This window comes from Pseudomonas sp. Pseusp21, assembly GCF_059492145.1.
Genome location: NZ_CP168520.1, coordinates 4033496 through 4048832 on the forward strand (window position 1 = coordinate 4033496; position 15337 = coordinate 4048832).

General features: G+C 60.2%; 16 protein-coding genes and 2 tRNA genes. 3 read left to right on the forward strand and 15 right to left on the reverse strand.

Going from position 1 to position 15337, the window contains the following annotated elements:
- The first annotated feature begins 261 nt into the window (after nt 1–261).
- Nucleotides 262–660, forward strand: a complete 399-nt coding sequence (locus ACEN93_RS18415; RefSeq protein ID WP_039764651.1) for a hypothetical protein — start codon at nt 262–264, stop codon at nt 658–660.
- Nucleotides 661–754: 94 nt separating this feature from the next.
- Here the strand turns inward: ACEN93_RS18415 and ACEN93_RS18420 are convergent.
- The 7 genes from ACEN93_RS18420 to ACEN93_RS18450 all read right to left on the reverse strand — a co-directional run bounded on the left by ACEN93_RS18420 (nt 755) and on the right by ACEN93_RS18450 (nt 6279).
- A tRNA-Thr gene (locus ACEN93_RS18420) sits at nt 755–830 on the reverse strand.
- A gap of 76 nt (nt 831–906) precedes the next feature.
- Entirely contained in the window at nt 907–1722 is an 816-nt protein-coding gene (locus ACEN93_RS18425; RefSeq protein ID WP_495610350.1) for an FkbM family methyltransferase, read from the reverse strand.
- A gap of 344 nt (nt 1723–2066) precedes the next feature.
- Nucleotides 2067–3302, reverse strand: a complete 1236-nt coding sequence (locus tag ACEN93_RS18430; RefSeq protein ID WP_495610351.1) for a methyltransferase — start codon at nt 3300–3302, stop codon at nt 2067–2069.
- The gene (locus tag ACEN93_RS18435; RefSeq protein ID WP_007952568.1) at nt 3283–3972 is read right to left on the reverse strand and encodes an ABC transporter permease; all 690 of its coding nucleotides are present in this window, start codon (nt 3970–3972) and stop codon (nt 3283–3285) included. Before ACEN93_RS18435 ends, ACEN93_RS18430 begins: the two co-directional genes overlap by 20 nt.
- A complete protein-coding gene (locus ACEN93_RS18440; RefSeq protein ID WP_085608643.1) occupies nt 3969–4664 on the reverse strand; it encodes an ABC transporter permease in 696 nt (231 codons plus the stop codon). The genes ACEN93_RS18435 and ACEN93_RS18440 overlap by 4 nt, the downstream gene beginning before the upstream one ends.
- A gap of 78 nt (nt 4665–4742) precedes the next feature.
- On the reverse strand, nt 4743–5492 hold the full coding sequence (locus tag ACEN93_RS18445; protein ID WP_039764659.1) for an ABC transporter substrate-binding protein: 750 nt from the start codon (nt 5490–5492) through the stop codon (nt 4743–4745).
- A gap of 13 nt (nt 5493–5505) precedes the next feature.
- Nucleotides 5506–6279: an ABC transporter ATP-binding protein gene (locus tag ACEN93_RS18450; RefSeq protein WP_007897462.1), complete on the reverse strand. Its 774-nt coding sequence runs from the start codon at nt 6277–6279 to the stop codon at nt 5506–5508.
- A gap of 552 nt (nt 6280–6831) precedes the next feature.
- Here ACEN93_RS18450 and gabP point away from each other — a divergent pair.
- Nucleotides 6832–8223: a GABA permease gene (gabP, locus tag ACEN93_RS18455; RefSeq protein ID WP_007952562.1), complete on the forward strand. Its 1392-nt coding sequence runs from the start codon at nt 6832–6834 to the stop codon at nt 8221–8223.
- Nucleotides 8224–8293: 70 nt separating this feature from the next.
- Here gabP and ACEN93_RS18460 read toward each other — a convergent pair whose 3' ends face one another.
- From ACEN93_RS18460 to ACEN93_RS18470, 3 genes are read right to left on the reverse strand one after another with little or no spacing between them, the layout of a single operon-like run.
- Nucleotides 8294–8746: a hypothetical protein gene (locus ACEN93_RS18460; protein WP_039764661.1), complete on the reverse strand. Its 453-nt coding sequence runs from the start codon at nt 8744–8746 to the stop codon at nt 8294–8296.
- Nucleotides 8747–8752: 6 nt separating this feature from the next.
- Nucleotides 8753–9166, reverse strand: a complete 414-nt coding sequence (locus tag ACEN93_RS18465; RefSeq protein ID WP_007952560.1) for a hypothetical protein — start codon at nt 9164–9166, stop codon at nt 8753–8755.
- A 20-nt stretch (nt 9167–9186) separates the two neighbouring features.
- Complete coding sequence (locus tag ACEN93_RS18470; RefSeq protein WP_039764750.1) at nt 9187–10137, reverse strand: alpha/beta hydrolase family protein; 951 nt, start codon at nt 10135–10137, stop codon at nt 9187–9189.
- A gap of 265 nt (nt 10138–10402) precedes the next feature.
- Between ACEN93_RS18470 and ACEN93_RS18475 the strand changes: the two genes are divergently transcribed.
- A complete protein-coding gene (locus ACEN93_RS18475; protein WP_039764662.1) occupies nt 10403–10852 on the forward strand; it encodes a hypothetical protein in 450 nt (149 codons plus the stop codon).
- Here the strand turns inward: ACEN93_RS18475 and ACEN93_RS18480 are convergent.
- From ACEN93_RS18480 to ACEN93_RS18500, 5 genes are all read right to left on the reverse strand, one after another.
- Complete coding sequence (locus ACEN93_RS18480) at nt 10849–11187, reverse strand: hypothetical protein (RefSeq protein WP_039764663.1); 339 nt, start codon at nt 11185–11187, stop codon at nt 10849–10851. The two genes, ACEN93_RS18475 and ACEN93_RS18480, sit on opposite strands and share 4 nt — an antisense overlap.
- A gap of 136 nt (nt 11188–11323) precedes the next feature.
- A tRNA-Phe gene (locus tag ACEN93_RS18485) sits at nt 11324–11399 on the reverse strand.
- Between the two features lie 104 nt (nt 11400–11503).
- Nucleotides 11504–11776: an oxidative damage protection protein gene (locus ACEN93_RS18490; RefSeq protein ID WP_007952551.1), complete on the reverse strand. Its 273-nt coding sequence runs from the start codon at nt 11774–11776 to the stop codon at nt 11504–11506.
- A complete protein-coding gene (gene mutY / locus ACEN93_RS18495; RefSeq protein ID WP_495610352.1) occupies nt 11773–12840 on the reverse strand; it encodes an A/G-specific adenine glycosylase in 1068 nt (355 codons plus the stop codon). The genes ACEN93_RS18490 and mutY overlap by 4 nt, the downstream gene beginning before the upstream one ends.
- Nucleotides 12837–15062, reverse strand: coding sequence for an AsmA family protein (locus ACEN93_RS18500; RefSeq protein ID WP_074689505.1), 2226 nt, complete (start codon nt 15060–15062; stop codon nt 12837–12839). The genes mutY and ACEN93_RS18500 overlap by 4 nt, the downstream gene beginning before the upstream one ends.
- Between the last annotated feature and the right edge of the window lie 275 nt (nt 15063–15337).

A 15337-nucleotide genomic window follows, 5' to 3' on the forward strand; every position in this document is an offset into this window, starting at 1 on the left:
CCATGCACACAGCCACCATTGAGCACAGGCGATTGCCTGACCAGATGATACTTGTGCTTCCGAGGCATACCGGGCTGCTATACCCGGTCACTGGGAGTCAGTGACACAACCAACTTACCAGTTAGCCCGAGGCGCACAAGCCGGCGGATTCTGGCGTAGCCGTAGGCAACGGCGCAAGGACTTGTAGCCCTTGGGAGGTATCACGGCGTGTCTATAAACAGGCTTTTTGAACCTGTTTACCAACAGCGATCCTCTGAGGAAATGTCTGACGCTGCCACTTGGCAGCGTCAGTTCAAGTTTTGCGAGGCGAAATTGCTTTATCGTCGGTCAGCAGTGATGAATGCGTTCAACACTAGTCCCGAGTTTTATCAAATCCGCATTGATGGCCAATTCAACCGGGTTTTCCAAGCGAACGTCACGAAGCTGGGGGTGCTGAGTAAAGACCAAGCGAGGCAAATCGTCCGCTTTCATCAGTTGGCTGATAGCGTCAGGCAGGACGTGATCGAGGGCGGTGTGCTGGCTGGAGGAACTGACAGGCCCGAGATGTTTCGGGAGGCGATCGATTTGCTTGAAGAAGCGATGAGTATCGGCCGGGCAATGATTGCGGCGGATGCGGAGGGTGGATGTAGCTGGTTTGGTTCGAGAGAGGCAAAAAAATGAAGTGTGGACACTTTGTGGACACTTTCACGTTTTGACGTGAGGTAAGTCTAAGACCCCAGAAACGACAAAGCCCCGCATTGCGGGGCTTTGAACTTGGTGCCGGCACCAGGAATCGAACCCGGGACCTACTGATTACAAGTCAGTTGCTCTACCATCTGAGCTATACCGGCGTGTGGGCGACGATTATAGCGACTCGGGTGCTTCTGTAAACCCCTGAATTCAGACTATTTTTGCGCCCTCTGCGAATCACGCCCGGCGCAGGATGTTGCGCAGTTTTTGTACAGCGCGCCAGGCGCGGCTGTTTTGCATGGCGCGCAGTTGGGCTTCGGCTTGTTCGGCGCGTTGCAGGGCGGTTTCCAGGGCCGGGTTTACCGGGTGGGCGAGGTTGTGGCCTTTGCACAGCTGGAAGTTGTCGAGGTTGCACGGTGGCAGGTCGAACGCGGGTTTGAGGTTGATTTGTTCGTTGGCCAGGAAGAAGCTGTTGAGGCCGTCGAACAGGACGTTGGTGTAGCCGGCGTCGGTCACCAGGTGTTCCCAGGTGTGGTCGCGTTCCCATGGGGTTTCGATGAGGATGATCCAGGGGCGGAAGCGGCTGAAGTCCATGCCGCGCAGGACGGTTTCTTCGTGGCCCTCGACGTCGATTTTCAGGAAGTGGATCGGCCGCTCGGCGGCGTGCTCTTCGCAGATCGAGGTCAGTGTGCGTGCGTTGACAGTGAAGCTTTGCACGTCCATGCCGAGGTTTTTGCGTTCTTGCGCAACGACCGGGTCAGCGGTGGACAGGCCGGTGTCGGGAATGCCATAGAAGGTCAGTTCTCCCGGCTGGTCGCTGGCCACGCATTGCAGCGTGGTGTCGCGGGGGCGATGCTGGCGGAGTGCGTCGTAGTAGTTCTGCATCGGTTCGACGTTGATGCCTTGCCAGCCGCGATCATAAAAGGCCTTGGTGACCGAGTCGTGGACCGGGTCATTGGCGCCGACGTCGATATAAAAACCGTTTTCAAAATACTGCAGGGCGCGCCAGAGGCGTACGTCCTCGAAATTCTGTGCGTAAGAAATGAACGTCACGGTCGCTTCCTGTCGGTCGGATTTTTCTTGTTCGGGCGTGCGCTACCTGCACGGCACAGGTTTGTATAGCAAGGGCAGATGGCCGGTGCAATTGTCCATTGCCGGCGTCCGCGATTCGGCGGTTATGTCCTTTTGGTCGAGGGCTTATGCACAACAGGCTTTGAAGAGGACGGGCTTAGAGGGGATTTTGTGGACGGGTTCTCATTTGAGTCGCAAATCCCTGTTTTGCCGGTTTTTTATTTATGTGAACAAAAAATGACCAGTGCTGTTAATGGTCTGAAACAGCCGTGGATATTGGATCCACGATAAATCCATCAACAGAGTTATCCACAGGCTGTGAAAGATTAAACGCGTTCGGCAAGCAACAGGAAATTGCGCGGTGTGAGCGGCGCCTCGCAGAACGTGCCGAGGCGTACGATGTATCCCTGCTCGGTGAGGAAAAATGCACGATCCAGATTCAGCCAAAGTTCCAGCGGTCGTCGGAACAGTCCGCGGAGCAGTTCCAGGTTGCGAACTTCGGCCAATCGCTGCCAACCGGCGGCTTCCAGTGCTACCCAATCTGGCGAGCCGATTGTGGATAACTCTTTCAGCGCTGCCAGATCGCGGCAGTAATCAGCAAACGGTTTGTCCAGCCAGGCACTCGGCAGGGACGGTGTCGGCAAGTATTCGTCGACGCCACGCACTTGCCGTTGCAACAGATCGAAAGCCAGTCGGCGGGCCATGGAGGTGTCACGCTGACGTCGGACGCGGGCACCGGCGGTGACGGTCTCGCTCATCGGCAGGGACAGATCTTCCAGCGAGAGCTGTAGGACGGAACTCGAACCTGCGGAGGACAATGTCTGATACTCAGTGCGACTGATCCGGTTGTAGCAGCACGGTGCGATCGCCAATTGCCGACAGCCAGCGGCGCTGGCCAGTTGCATCAGCCGCACATGCAAGTCACCGCAAGCGTGCAGGGCGACGGGCGTGTGTTCGGCGTTCAGCAACAAAGCCGTGTTCGTCGCGAGCACATCCTGCTCGACGTGCAGCGCATGCAAATGATGACGCTGACTCAGCACCTGACCGCTGGCAACTAGCGCCGGGTCATATTCCAGGCAGGTGAGTTGCTGATCAGCACCGAGCAGACGCCGACCCAAATGCCCTTTGCCCGAACACCAATCCAGCCAGTGCTTCGGTTGCGCGGCAAACGACAAGCGGCTGGCGAAGGCTTCGATCTGCTGCCATTTGCGCCCCGGCACATCGACATTCAGACGATGCCCGGCGGCTTCCAGCGAATGCGCAGGCAACTCACCCACCGCACTCAGCTCAAGCGACAACGCCGCCAATGAAGCGAACGGCTCCGGCGCATCCAAGAGTTCGGCAGGTTGGTTGTGGGCGTTTTCTGCATCTTCCAGCGACCGCCCGCGTAGCCACGAGGCCAGTTCCGGGTAGGACGCTTCCCAAGGCAGTTGCAGATGAGTGAACGGGCGGGGCTTCCACAACGCCTGATGGGCTGCGAGAAATGAATCCAGTGCCGTGAAACGAGCGAGTAGGGCCTCGCCCGTCAGCACGTCAGAAGAATCAGCGCCCCTGGCACGCATCGACGCGCAGCCAGCGTTCCAGCAGTTTGAAGCCGCGAACCAGCACGTAAGCCATCACCAGATAGAACACGCCGGCAGCGAAGAAGATTTCCACCGGCAGGTAGGTGCGGGCAATGATCGTGCGCGCCATGCCCGTCAGTTCCAGCAGGGTCACGGTGCTGGCCAGGGCGCTGGCCTTGAGCATCAGGATCACTTCGTTGCTGTAGGCCGGCAGACCGATGCGCGCGGCACGCGGCAGGATGATGTAGAACAGGGCTTTCGGCCGGGACATGCCCAATGCCCGCGCCGCTTCGATCTCGCCCGGCGGAATCGCCTGAATCGCGCCGCGCAGGATCTCGGCGATGTACGCCGCCGTGTGCAGGGTCATGGTCGCGGTGGCGCACCAGAACGGATCGCGCAGGTACGGCCACATCGAGCTGTTACGCACTGCATCGAATTGCGCCAGGCCGTAGTAGACCAGGAACAGCTGAACCAGCAACGGCGTGCCACGGAAAAAGAAGATGTAGGCGTAGGGCAAAGCGCGCACGTACCACAGCTTCGAAGAGCGGGCGATGCCCAGCGGAATTGCCAGCAGCAAACCGGCGATCACAGCGATGGCCACCAGCTCCAGGGTCAGCGTCGCGCCCTGGGCCAGTTTCGGCAGCCACTTGATGATGACTTCCCAATTCATTGAGCGCTCCTCGCGAAGCCGCGTGCGGCGCGTTTTTCCAGCAGGTGCATGCCGATCATCGCCAGCACGGTCAGGCACAGGTACATGAGCGCCGCCACCATATAGAAGGTGAATGGCTGCTTGGACACGGTCACGCCGATCTGCGCGTGGCGCATGATTTCTTCCAGACCGATGACCGATACCAGCGCGGTGTCTTTCATCAGGATCATGAACAGGTTGCCCAGGCCGGGCAGGGCGATGCGCCACATCTGCGGCATGATCAGTCGGGTGAAGATCCGCCATTTCGACAGGCCCAGGGCCACGCCGGCCTCACGGTGGCCTTTGGGAATAGCGAGGATCGCACCACGGAACACTTCCGTGGCGTAGGCGCCGAAGCACAGGCCCAGCGCAATGACGCCGGCGGCGAAGGCGCTGAGTTCCAGTTCGGGATTGCCGAGGAGCTCACCGAGCGCGCGCATGGCGTTGACCGTACCGAAGTAGATCAACAGCACCCAGAGCAATTCCGGGACGCCGCGCACCAGGGTCGAATAGGTTCCGCCAAGCCACTGCAACGGCTTGTACGGGGAAGTCTTGGCCAAGGCGCCGAGCAGACCGAGCACCAGCCCCAGGCACAGGGCCGAGAGTGCCAGTTTGACGGTCATCAGCGCGCCGGCGAAGAGCGCCGGGCCGAATCCGTAGAGGTCGATAATCATGGATTTCTTTTCAAATCGCGGCAGGCAAGGCCGGGGATCGGCACCGTCATGTAACGGCGCCGATCCGGCAGGTCAGGATCAGTAGATGCTGAACGGGAAGTACTTGTCGTTGATCTTCTTGTAGGTGCCGTCGGCAACGATTTCCTTCAGCGCGGCGTTCAGCTTCTCGCGGATCGGGTCGCCTTTACGTACAGCGATACCGATCTTGTCGCTTTCTTCTACCGGGTCGCCCTTGAATTCATAGGCTTTGCCGGCGTCGCTTTTCAGCCACTCGTAGTTGACGTATTTGTCGGCGAGGATGCCGTCCAGACGACCGGAAGTCAGGTCGAGGTAGGCGTTTTCCTGGGTGTCGTACAGCTTGACGGTGATGTCGTCACCGAAGTTGTCTTCCAGGAAGGTGCCAGCCAGGGTCGCACGCTGGGCGCCGATCACCTTGCCTTTCAGCGCAGCCTTGTCGGTTTTGAAGTCGACGTTTTTCGGCGCGATGAATTGCAGCTTGTTGGAGTAGTACGGGTCGGTGAAGTCCACCGCTTGCTTGCGCTCGTCGGTGATCGACATCGAGGAGATCAGGAAGTCGAACTTCTTGGCGTTCAGGGCCGGGATGATGCCGTCCCAGTCCGAAGTGACGACGGAGCATTCAACTTTCATCTTGGCGCACAGGGCGTCGCCGATGTCTTTGTCGAAGCCGACGACGTTACCGCTGGCGTCTTTGTTGTTGAACGGCGGGTAAGCCGCTTCGATGCCCATCTTCAGGGTCTCGGCCATGGCACCGGCGCTGAACGCGAGGGTGACGGCGGCGGCCAGGAAGACCTTTTTGTAGTTCTGCATGCGGGTAGCTCCGTTAGCGGTTGCTGGACATGAATTGTTTGCAGCGCGCCGAAAGCGGGTTTTCGAACACCTGCTGTGGCGATCCTTGCTCTTCTACCAGGCCCTGGTGGAGGAACACCACTTCGCTGGAGACCTGACGGGCAAAGCCCATCTCGTGGGTCACGAGCAGCATGGTGCGGCCTTCTTCGGCCAATGCGCGGATGACATTAAGTACTTCCTGGACCATTTCCGGGTCAAGGGCGGAGGTGGGCTCGTCGAACAGGATCACCTTGGGCTGCATCGCCAGCGTGCGGGCAATCGCCGCGCGCTGTTGCTGGCCGCCGGACAGTTGCGCCGGATAGGCGTGGCGCTTGTCGGCGATGCCGACCTTGGCCAGCAGCGCTTCGGCGACTTCGATGGCTTCGGCCTTGCTCTGGCCGAGCACGCGGCGCGGGGCTTCGATGATGTTGTCGAGCACGCTCATGTGCGGCCACAGATTAAAGTTTTGAAACACAAAACCAATCTCGGAGCGCAGGCGGTTGATCTGCTTGCCGTCGGCGGCAACCAGTTCGCCATTCTTGGCGGCCTTGAGCTTGAGTTCTTCCCCGGCCACCAGGATCTGGCCCTGATGCGGGTTTTCCAACAGGTTGATGCAACGCAGGAACGTGGACTTGCCGGAACCGGAGGAACCCAGGATCGAGATCACATCGCCGTCGCGGGCGGTCAGCGAGATGCCTTTGAGCACCTCAAGCTGTCCGTAGCGTTTGTGCAAGTTGCGGATTTCAAGCGCGGGCGTGGCCTCAGCCATGTGCGTTCCTCATATATGTTGCGCTCCTGCTGTTGGTTGGCCTTCCTGGCGAGGCGGCCAAGCTAGCATAGCGTTTCAATGGCAGCCAACAGCGCTACGAGCGGTAAACGGATGGCGTGTGGCAGGTTGTCGCATCGGCGCAGCAGACTGTCGCCCCATCAACAACCGAACGGGTGTTTGAACGTGGATTCCCGTGGGTGTCGCGTAAAAAAAGGCGCGATGTTGCCACCTTTGGCGGGGTGTTGGAAGCGCTATCCGGCCGATCGTTCCTCATTCGCCCTTTTATTGTGCATCCCGCACTTTTTCAGTGTGTTTCTGGTGCGCTCGTTCGTTTGAAAAGTGAGTCGCAGGGTAACGTTTTGGCGAAAGGCCATTATTCTCAAGGACTTGCGATGACTGTCCGGTCGCGCGGAAAACCGCACGGCAGAAGAGTTTGAAACATTTTGGCGCATTTATTGCGTGCAGAATCCGGAACGCCCCGTTGGATTCTTTTTACGAGAAGGAACGCCAGACGGGCCGGACGCAATCGCTTTCCTCGCAAAGGTAGTTCCAATGAGCAGTACCCAAAGCTCCAATGGCCTCGAACAGGGGCTCAAACCGCGTCATGTGACCATGCTGTCGATCGCCGGGGTGATCGGTGCAGGTCTGTTCGTCGGCTCCGGCCACGCCATCGCCGCTGCCGGTCCAGCCGTTCTGCTGGCTTACGCCGCTGCTGGCGCGCTGGTTGTGCTGGTGATGCGCATGCTCGGCGAAATGGCGGTTGCCTCGCCTGACACCGGCTCGTTCTCGACTTACGCCGACCGCGCCATTGGCCATTGGGCCGGTTTCACCATCGGCTGGCTGTACTGGTGGTTCTGGGTTTTGGTGATTCCGCTGGAAGCCAACGCCGCCGCAACCATCCTGCACGCGTGGTTCCCGGGTGTGGATATCTGGGCGTTCGCGCTGATCATCACCATGCTGCTGACCGTGACCAACCTGTTCAGCGTGAAAAACTACGGTGAGTTTGAATTCTGGTTCGCCCTGCTCAAAGTCGTGGCGATCATCGGTTTCATCATCCTCGGCGTTGCGGCCATTTTCGGCTTCCTGCCGAACAGCCAGGTCAGCGGCGTGTCGCACATCTTCGACACCCAGGGCTTCTTGCCGAACGGCATGGGCGCAGTGCTGGGCGCGATCCTGACCACCATGTTCTCCTTCATGGGTACCGAGATCGTGACCATTGCGGCCGCGGAATCGAAGAACCCTGGCAAGCAGATCTCCAAGGCCACCAACTCGGTGATCTGGCGAATCGGCCTGTTCTACCTCGTTTCGATCTTCATCGTTGTGGCCCTGGTGCCATGGAACGACCCGGTTCTGGCCAGCGTCGGTTCCTACCAGACCGTACTTGAGCGCATGGGCATCCCGAACGCCAAGATGATCGTCGACATCGTGGTTCTGGTCGCTGTAACCAGCTGCCTGAACTCGGCGCTGTACACCTCTTCGCGCATGCTGTTCTCCCTCGGCAAGCGCGGCGATGCCCCGGCCATGGCGACCCGCACCAACAAAAGCGGCACCCCTTACTGGGCGGTAATGCTGTCCACTGGCGCGGCGTTCCTGTGCACTTTCGCCAACTACGTGGCCCCGGCGGCGGTGTTCGAGTTTCTGTTGGCCAGCTCCGGCGCGATCGCGCTGCTGGTGTACCTGGTGATCGCGATTTCGCAACTGCGCATGCGTAAACAACGCATGGCTCGCGGCGAGAAAATCGTCTTCAGCATGTGGCTGTTCCCGGGCCTGACCTACGCGGTGATCGTGTTCATCGTGGCGGCCCTGACCATCATGCTGTTCCAGGATGCCCATCGCGTGGAAATCCTCGCGACCGGCCTGCTCAGTCTGCTGGTGGTCGCGGCCGGTCTGCTGGTGGCTCGCCGCCGCAATCTGGAAAAGCGTGGCGCCGCAGTGCTGAACTGATCCGCAACGTGTAACGCAAAACGGCCGCTGTCAGTGATGACAAGCGGCCGTTTTTGTTACTGCGAGCGGTTTATTCGCTCTTCTCTTCCTGCGCTTCCACCGACTGGCCGTAGGTGTCCAGCGCAATCCCGAAATCGCTGATGAACTGCGGTTCGCTCAGCCACGCCTGGGCGGTCTCGCGATCCATGCCATCGGCCCACATGCGGTAGTCGATCAGCATGTCGGCGGCCAGGTGAGTGGCGGCCATGCCTTCGTTCTCGGCGTTTTCCATGTCCAGCAGTTCAGGATGATCGACGATGATGAACGCCAGCTCACGCAGCAGCGTCAGGAGCATTTCATTGCGGCTGACGGCTTCGGCGTCGCGCATCTTGCTGAACATCGCCAAGGTGTATTCCGGGATCGGCTCGGCCAGGTGGCCGAGGTCATCGTCCTGCGCCAGGGGTTTGCGACCGACCATGCGGATCTGCTTGGCTTTGGCCTTGGCTCGTTTGGCGCGTTTTTGCTGTTTGTTCAGGGATGCCATGGGAACTCAGTTTTTCTGTTGGGTTTGTGCGGCGATTGCGTCGGACGCGGCCACATAGTCTTTCTGGAAATCCGGGGACTCGATCCACGCCAGAGCGCCGGCCTCGTCGGTCTCGGTGGACCACTGGCGGTACTCGATCAGCGCGGCGAGGATGAAGTCCATCGCGCCTTCTTCGCCTTCCTGCTCGTACACCAGCTCCAGCAGCGGGTCCTCGAGGAACGCGGTGCACAGGGCCTGCTGACTGATCTTCTCGGCGTCGATCATTTTCTTGAACAGTTCGGTCAGGTCCACCGATTCGAAATCGATGCGGTCGTCGTTCGGGTCCAGCTCGACCGGCGCCTCGGCACGTTTAGTGCGGTTCTGCTTGGCCTTGGTCTTGGCCCGGGCGGCGCGTTTTTGCTGTTTGTTGGCGGAAGCCATGGTGTGTGTTCCGTGGTGCGTTAAAGGGCTTGGCTGCGTGGGATTTCGCGCCCCGGTGTGTCGCAGGCCAGTTCGCCGGTCTGCAGCCAGGTCAGAGCGATGGGCCATAGTGTGGCTTGGTATGCGCTGCGAAAAAAGGCGAAATGTCCGACTTGCTGTTCACCGATGTCCTGCGGCTCGATTCGCAGGTGGGTCTTTTGTGCATTGTGGAAGTAAGCCAGCAGGCGTTCGATGGCGGGAATCGTGCCGTAGGGATCGTCGCTGATGCTGATTGCCAGGGCTTTGGCCTGGACGTTGGCGAAGGGCAGGTTGCGGATCGTTCTACCGCTCGGACGCCGCTCATAACGTGCGGCAGGTGTGCTCCAGTCGCGCACCACGCCGGCGGGCGTGTCTTCCAGCCAGCCAAGTCGCTTGCCCGGAAAATATCCACAGAACAGCGTGACCAGCGGCATCAGCAGATGCCATTTGCCGAACATCCGCCAGCGATGCTCGGGCGCGTAATCGCGCCAGTAAGCGAACTGCGCGCCGACGGTCACCAGTCGTCGGATTATCTTCCCGGACGCCCCCAGGCCTGCTGCGCAGCCGCCGAAGCTGTGCCCGACCACATCGACCGGCTGACCGGGAAACTCCCTCTGTGCGCGTGTGAGCATCGCTTCGAAATCCAGCGCGCCCCAATCCGTCCACGAAGCCTGCAAATGCCTCATCGACTTTGGCCGCGATTCACCAATGCCGCGGTAGTCGTAAATGATCACGTCGAACCCATTGGCGAACAGATACGCCGCGAAGCGCGAGTAGTGGCGGCAACGCACGGATGTGGCGGCGTTGATGATCACAACCGGGCGTTGTGGATCCGGTGAGACGTGACGCCAGGTGAAACCGCCGAGCAGATAGCCGTCGGCGGCGGGCTCTTGGAAGGGCTCGCTTTCTGCTGACAGCTGACCGAGTGGCAGCGTCGCGCTTTGTAGGTTCATGGCGATCCAGACTTTCGGGGACGGGTCGAGAATGAACTTCATGCGGGATGCAGCGCAATGATTTGGTATGCAGTGCGTACCGGATTGACGGTTCGATTAGGCGGTCGCCAATTCGTGACGCAGTGCGTCATGAATTGGCTGGGAAAGACTTGTGTAGTCTTTTTCGCATTCAAGGCAACTCCCAATCGTTCTAAAACCCACTCCGCAAGACAAAATCTAAAAAGAGGTAACGATTGGGTTCCGCGAGAACCCGGGAGTCGTCCTCATGAAACGCGTTCTTTCATTCGTGCTGCCCGTCGCCGCTGCGGCGATATTACTGTTTCCGCTCATGGCGCAGGCTGAAAGTCTGGAGCCGATCAACAATTCCGCTGTGCAGGTTCAGCAGCAAGAGCAAAACGGTGTTCGTTATCTGGCCGGCGGGATTGGTGAAGATGAGTCGAAAGCCATTCAGCAATCCGCGGGCTACAACCTGCACATGACGTTCGCTGTCGGTACGCAAAACGAATACACCGCCGATGTCGACGTGGCGATCCAGAAAGCCCCCGGTCAAACCGTGCTGACGCTCAATCAAACCGGGCCATTGGTGTACGTTCAGTTACCGCCAGGCAAGTACACGGTCGTCGCCACCCGCAAGGGTGAAACGCGTCGGGATGTGGCACAAGTAGGCGGCGGTGCTGCGCGCAATCTGGTGTTCCACTGGAACGACAACAGCTAACGTCGCCGACGGTCACGCCCGGGTGGCGTGACCGTCGCGGTGCGTCCCATCCAGATCAGAAGCCAGGCAGCGCCCGACAGGAAGAGTGCGAAGAGGCAGTGCGTGGCAACAGTGAACCAGAAGTCGAGGGACTGTTCGGCCTGTGAATACACGGCGAAGTGTTTCCCCCGCGCCATGTTGCTGATGCGTCCCTGAATCAGGCCGTTCACCGTTTCATAAGTGATCAGGCCTACGCAGAGGGTCAGTACGATGCCGAGAGCGATCATCAGCCAGTCGGTGCGTTTTACGGGTGGCGCAGGATGGGGCAGGGGGACGCGGGTTCTTTTCTGGTTCATCGCGGTGATGACCCTCTTCCGTAAGGGTTGAGCAACGTATCGCCAATTCCGGCCTGCAAGAAGGGCGAAATCGGGCCGTGATCAAATCGCAGGCACAAAAAAACCCTGAATCTTGCGATTCAGGGTTTTCGGTATTTGGTGCCCAGAGACGGAATCGAACCGCCGACACGGGGATTTTCAATCCCCTGCTCTACCGACTGAGCTATCTGGGCAACGGGGCGCATTAAAAGGGTTTTTCGGATTTACGTCAACGACTTTTTTAAAATTTCTTAAATTAATTCCGTCGCTTACGATCCGACCCACGATTTCGCGGGGTTTACTCTGCAGGCGGAACGTAGCCTTCCGCTTGAGCGTATTCCTCGCCGGAGAAGTACTTGTCCATTTCGCCCTGAAGAAATTTGCGGTCTTCGGCGTTCATCATGTTCAGGCGTTTTTCGTTGATCAGCAGGGTCTGGTGTTTCTGCCAGTCAGCCCAGGCCTTGGCCGAGACGTGTTCGAAAATGTCCTGGCCCTTGGCACCCGGGTACGGCGGGCGTTCCAGACCTTCGAGTTGTTCTTTGTACTTGCGGCACATTACGGTGCGGGTCATGTCGACTCTCCTGCATTCAAGACGGCGGCCGCGCGTTCGAGCAAGGTCTTGACCGGGGCGGCGAGGCCCAGGCGCGGCGGGGTGGCGAGGTTATACCAGAGCCAGTCGGCCTCGGCCACGTGACCGCCGGCCTCCTGCACCTGAACCAGCCAGGGTTCTATGGACAGCTGGAAGTGGCTGAAGGTGTGGACAAGGCTCGGCAGCGCCTGCTGCTCGCCCAGTTCCAGCGAGTGCTGCGCGGCGAGATGTTGCAGATCGTCGAGGTCGTCGAGTTCCGGCAGACTCCACAAACCGCCCCACAATCCGCTGGACGGGCGCCGATAAAGCAGAATCGCGCCGTCCTCGTTGGCCAGCAGCGGCATCAACGTGCGTTTCTGCGGGATGGCCTTGCGCGGCTTGGGAATCGGGTAGCGCGTCTCCAGGCCGAGCATGTGCGCTTCGCAGCCGTTTTTCAGCGGACACAGCAGGCAGCTCGGTTTGCTGCGGGTGCAGAGCGTGGCGCCCAGGTCCATCATCGCCTGGGTGTAGGCGTTGACCCGATCCTGCGGCGTGAAGCGCTCGGCGTTGGCCCACAGTTGCTTGGCGACCTTCGGCTCGCCGGGGTAACCCTCCTGCGCGGTAAAACGCGCCAGCACCCGTTTGACGTTACCGTCGAGGATCGGCGCGCGCAGGCCCATGCTGATGCTGGCGATCGCGCCAGCAGTGGACAGGCCGATGCCCGGCAGCTCGGTGAGCTTCTCGACATCCCGGGGAAACTCGCCGCCGTAATGGCTGACGACGATCTTCGCGGTCTTCTGCAGATTGCGCGCGCGGGTGTAGTAACCCAGCCCGGTCCACAGGTGCAGCACTTCGTCTTCCGGCGCCTCGGCGAGGGCTTCGACCGTCGGCAGGGCGGCCATGAAGCGGTCGAAGTAATTGAGCACGGTGCTGACCTGGGTCTGCTGCAACATGATCTCGGACACCCACACCCGGTACGGGTTGATGTTCTGTTGCCAGGGCAAATCATGGCGGCCGTGGCGGTCGAACCATTCCAGCACCGCCGTGGAAAACTGCTCCGCTCTCATCGCTTGAACAGCCCCTTCAATGCGTTTTTCAGTTCCGGGCTGACTTTGTCACCCAGTTTTTCGTCGATTTTTTCGCTGATCTTGTCGCCGGCCAGTTTGCTCGCGACCTGGCCCATGCGTTCGTTGTCCACGCGGCAGGCCTTGGCGCCCAGCTCCAGCGGGCCACGGCAACGCAGCGGCCATTCGATGCCGACGAATTTGTCGCCGACCTGACAGGCCGGGTCCGGCATGGCACTGGTATCGCCTTCGACGACGATGCCGACGCGATAGTCCATGCCCAGCACCTTGAGGTCGATATCGCCGTCACCGTTGACGCTCATGCCGGGGATGCGCACTTTCAGGTCCGGGTTGCTGGCCACGCCATTGCGGAAGGTCAGGTTGCCCTTGAGCTCCTGGAACGGTGTGTCCTTGCCGCGCGGCTCGCCGCTCAGGGATTTGCGGTTGAGGGTGGCGATGCCCTTGCACAGTTGCTGCTCAAGGTTGGCGTTGAGCAGCACGCCGTTGTTGATCACGAAACTGGCGTTGCCGTTGAGGGTTTCGATCAGCGCCTGCTGGCTGTTGCCGCTGCCGGTGACGGTGCTGGTGAGATTGACCAGCCCCTTGACCGGCGGATTCTTGCCCTGGCTTTCGAGGATCTTCTCCACCGGCACGCGGTTGATCCGGGTTTGCAGGTTCAGCACCGGTGCTGTCTGGCGCACATCCAGCGTGCCCTTGGCTTCGAAGTCGCCGTTGTACAGCTCGCCGCGCAGGTTCTCCAGGGTCAGCAGGCCGCCCTGGCCGGTGGCTTTCAGTGCGGCGTTCTGGATCGGCAATTTGTCGAGGGTCAACTGGCCGAAGGTCAGGTCAGCGTTGACGTCGAGCTTGCTCAGGCGCTCGACAGGGAACAGGCGCTCGGTGCTCCAGGCGCTTTTGCTCGGTTTTTCCGGCAGCGGAGTGCTGCCGGCCCCGGCCATGGCATCGGCCTCGGTGCTGGCGACTTCGGCCTGGCGGACCTGGGTAGCGTTGTTGGCTTTTTCCGATTTCGGCGGCAGGTAACGGTCGACGTTAAAGGTGTCGGCCTTGAGGACCGCCCGCAGCGATTGCTTGGCGAAATCTTCGACGGCGATACGGCCGCTGAAGCTGCTGTCGTCAAGTTTCAGGTTGATGTTGTCCAGCGCCAGGCTGGTCGGCGTCGCGGCGACACGGCTGACCAGTTCAACCTTGCTCAGGCTGCCTTCGGCCATGGCTGGCAGGGTCTGGCCGATGCTGTCGACGAATTTCGCCAGGTCGAACTGGGCGATGGAAATCCCGCCGGTGATCTGTGGCGTCTTGTCCAGGTCGTTGGCCTTCAGTTCGCCCAAGGCACGCAGCTGATTGACCGAAAGCTTGATGCCGGTCCATTCGGCGACGTTGGCGGCCTTGTCCAGCAGCAATTGCCCTTGCGCGGCGAAGGTCACGGTCTTGCCTTGCAGCGGATCGCCGGCAACTTCGCCGGACAGCTTCAGGTCTTCGAACTTGTAGCGTTGCAGGGCGCGCTCGAAGCGCAGCTCGCCGTTGAGCTCGGTGCGCACCCGCAGCACTGGCTGGTTGGTGCCGAGGAACGCGGTGGCCTTGACCGGGATGTTGGTCGAATCGTGAACCGCGCCGGTGCTCAACTGGATGCTTTCGGCGCTGAATTGCTTGCCGGTCAGCTCGTCGTTGTATTCCACGCGGGCGTTGTTGACGGTCAGGCTGTCGATGTCGAGGCGGATCGGCTGGGCCGGTTTTTCCGGTTGCGCAGGGGCCTCGGGGGCGGTTTCGGCCGTGGTGGTCGGCGCTGGTGTGCTGCCGGCCTTGGGCGGCACCTTGCCGATGTCTTCCCAGTTGCCATGGCCATTCTTGTCACGGCTCAGACGCAGGTTCAGGCCTTCGACGCGCACGTCGCTCATTTGCACCTCGCGGCGCAGCAGCGGCAGCACGCGTACGGACAGGCCGAGCATCTGCAGGTCGGCGAACGGTTCTGCAGGCTTGGCCAGGGTCGCGACGCTGGCCTCGTGCAGTTCCAGGCCCAGCCACGGGAACAGGCTCCAGCCAATGTCGCCATTGAGCGTCAGCTCGATGTGGGCCTTGTCGCGGGCTATCTGGCGGATCTCGTCCTTGTAGTCGTTGGGATCAAACAGGTGGGTCAGGGCGAAGCCCGCCGCCACAATGATCAGCAACAGCCCGAGAAGTACCAGACCCAGGATTTTGCCGAACGCTTTCATGGGCGAGTCCTTGTAAGTAGTCGAATTCGTAATTTAGCCGGGGAGTATAGCGCTGCATCAACCCGCGCTGTTGCGGTGTCCCGTGCAGCCCGCAGAACCTTGATGTACAGCGCTTCGACAACGATCGGCATCGGGGTTCCCCGGCATCAGGAGATCAGGTGACTCAAAAAAGGTGATATCAGTTTGGTTTTTCTGTCACGTGCAAATGGTAACCTTCGCCCGTTCGTCCGCCCATCTGCGACTTAACGTCGCGCTTTCAAGGAGCTTCACCCGCA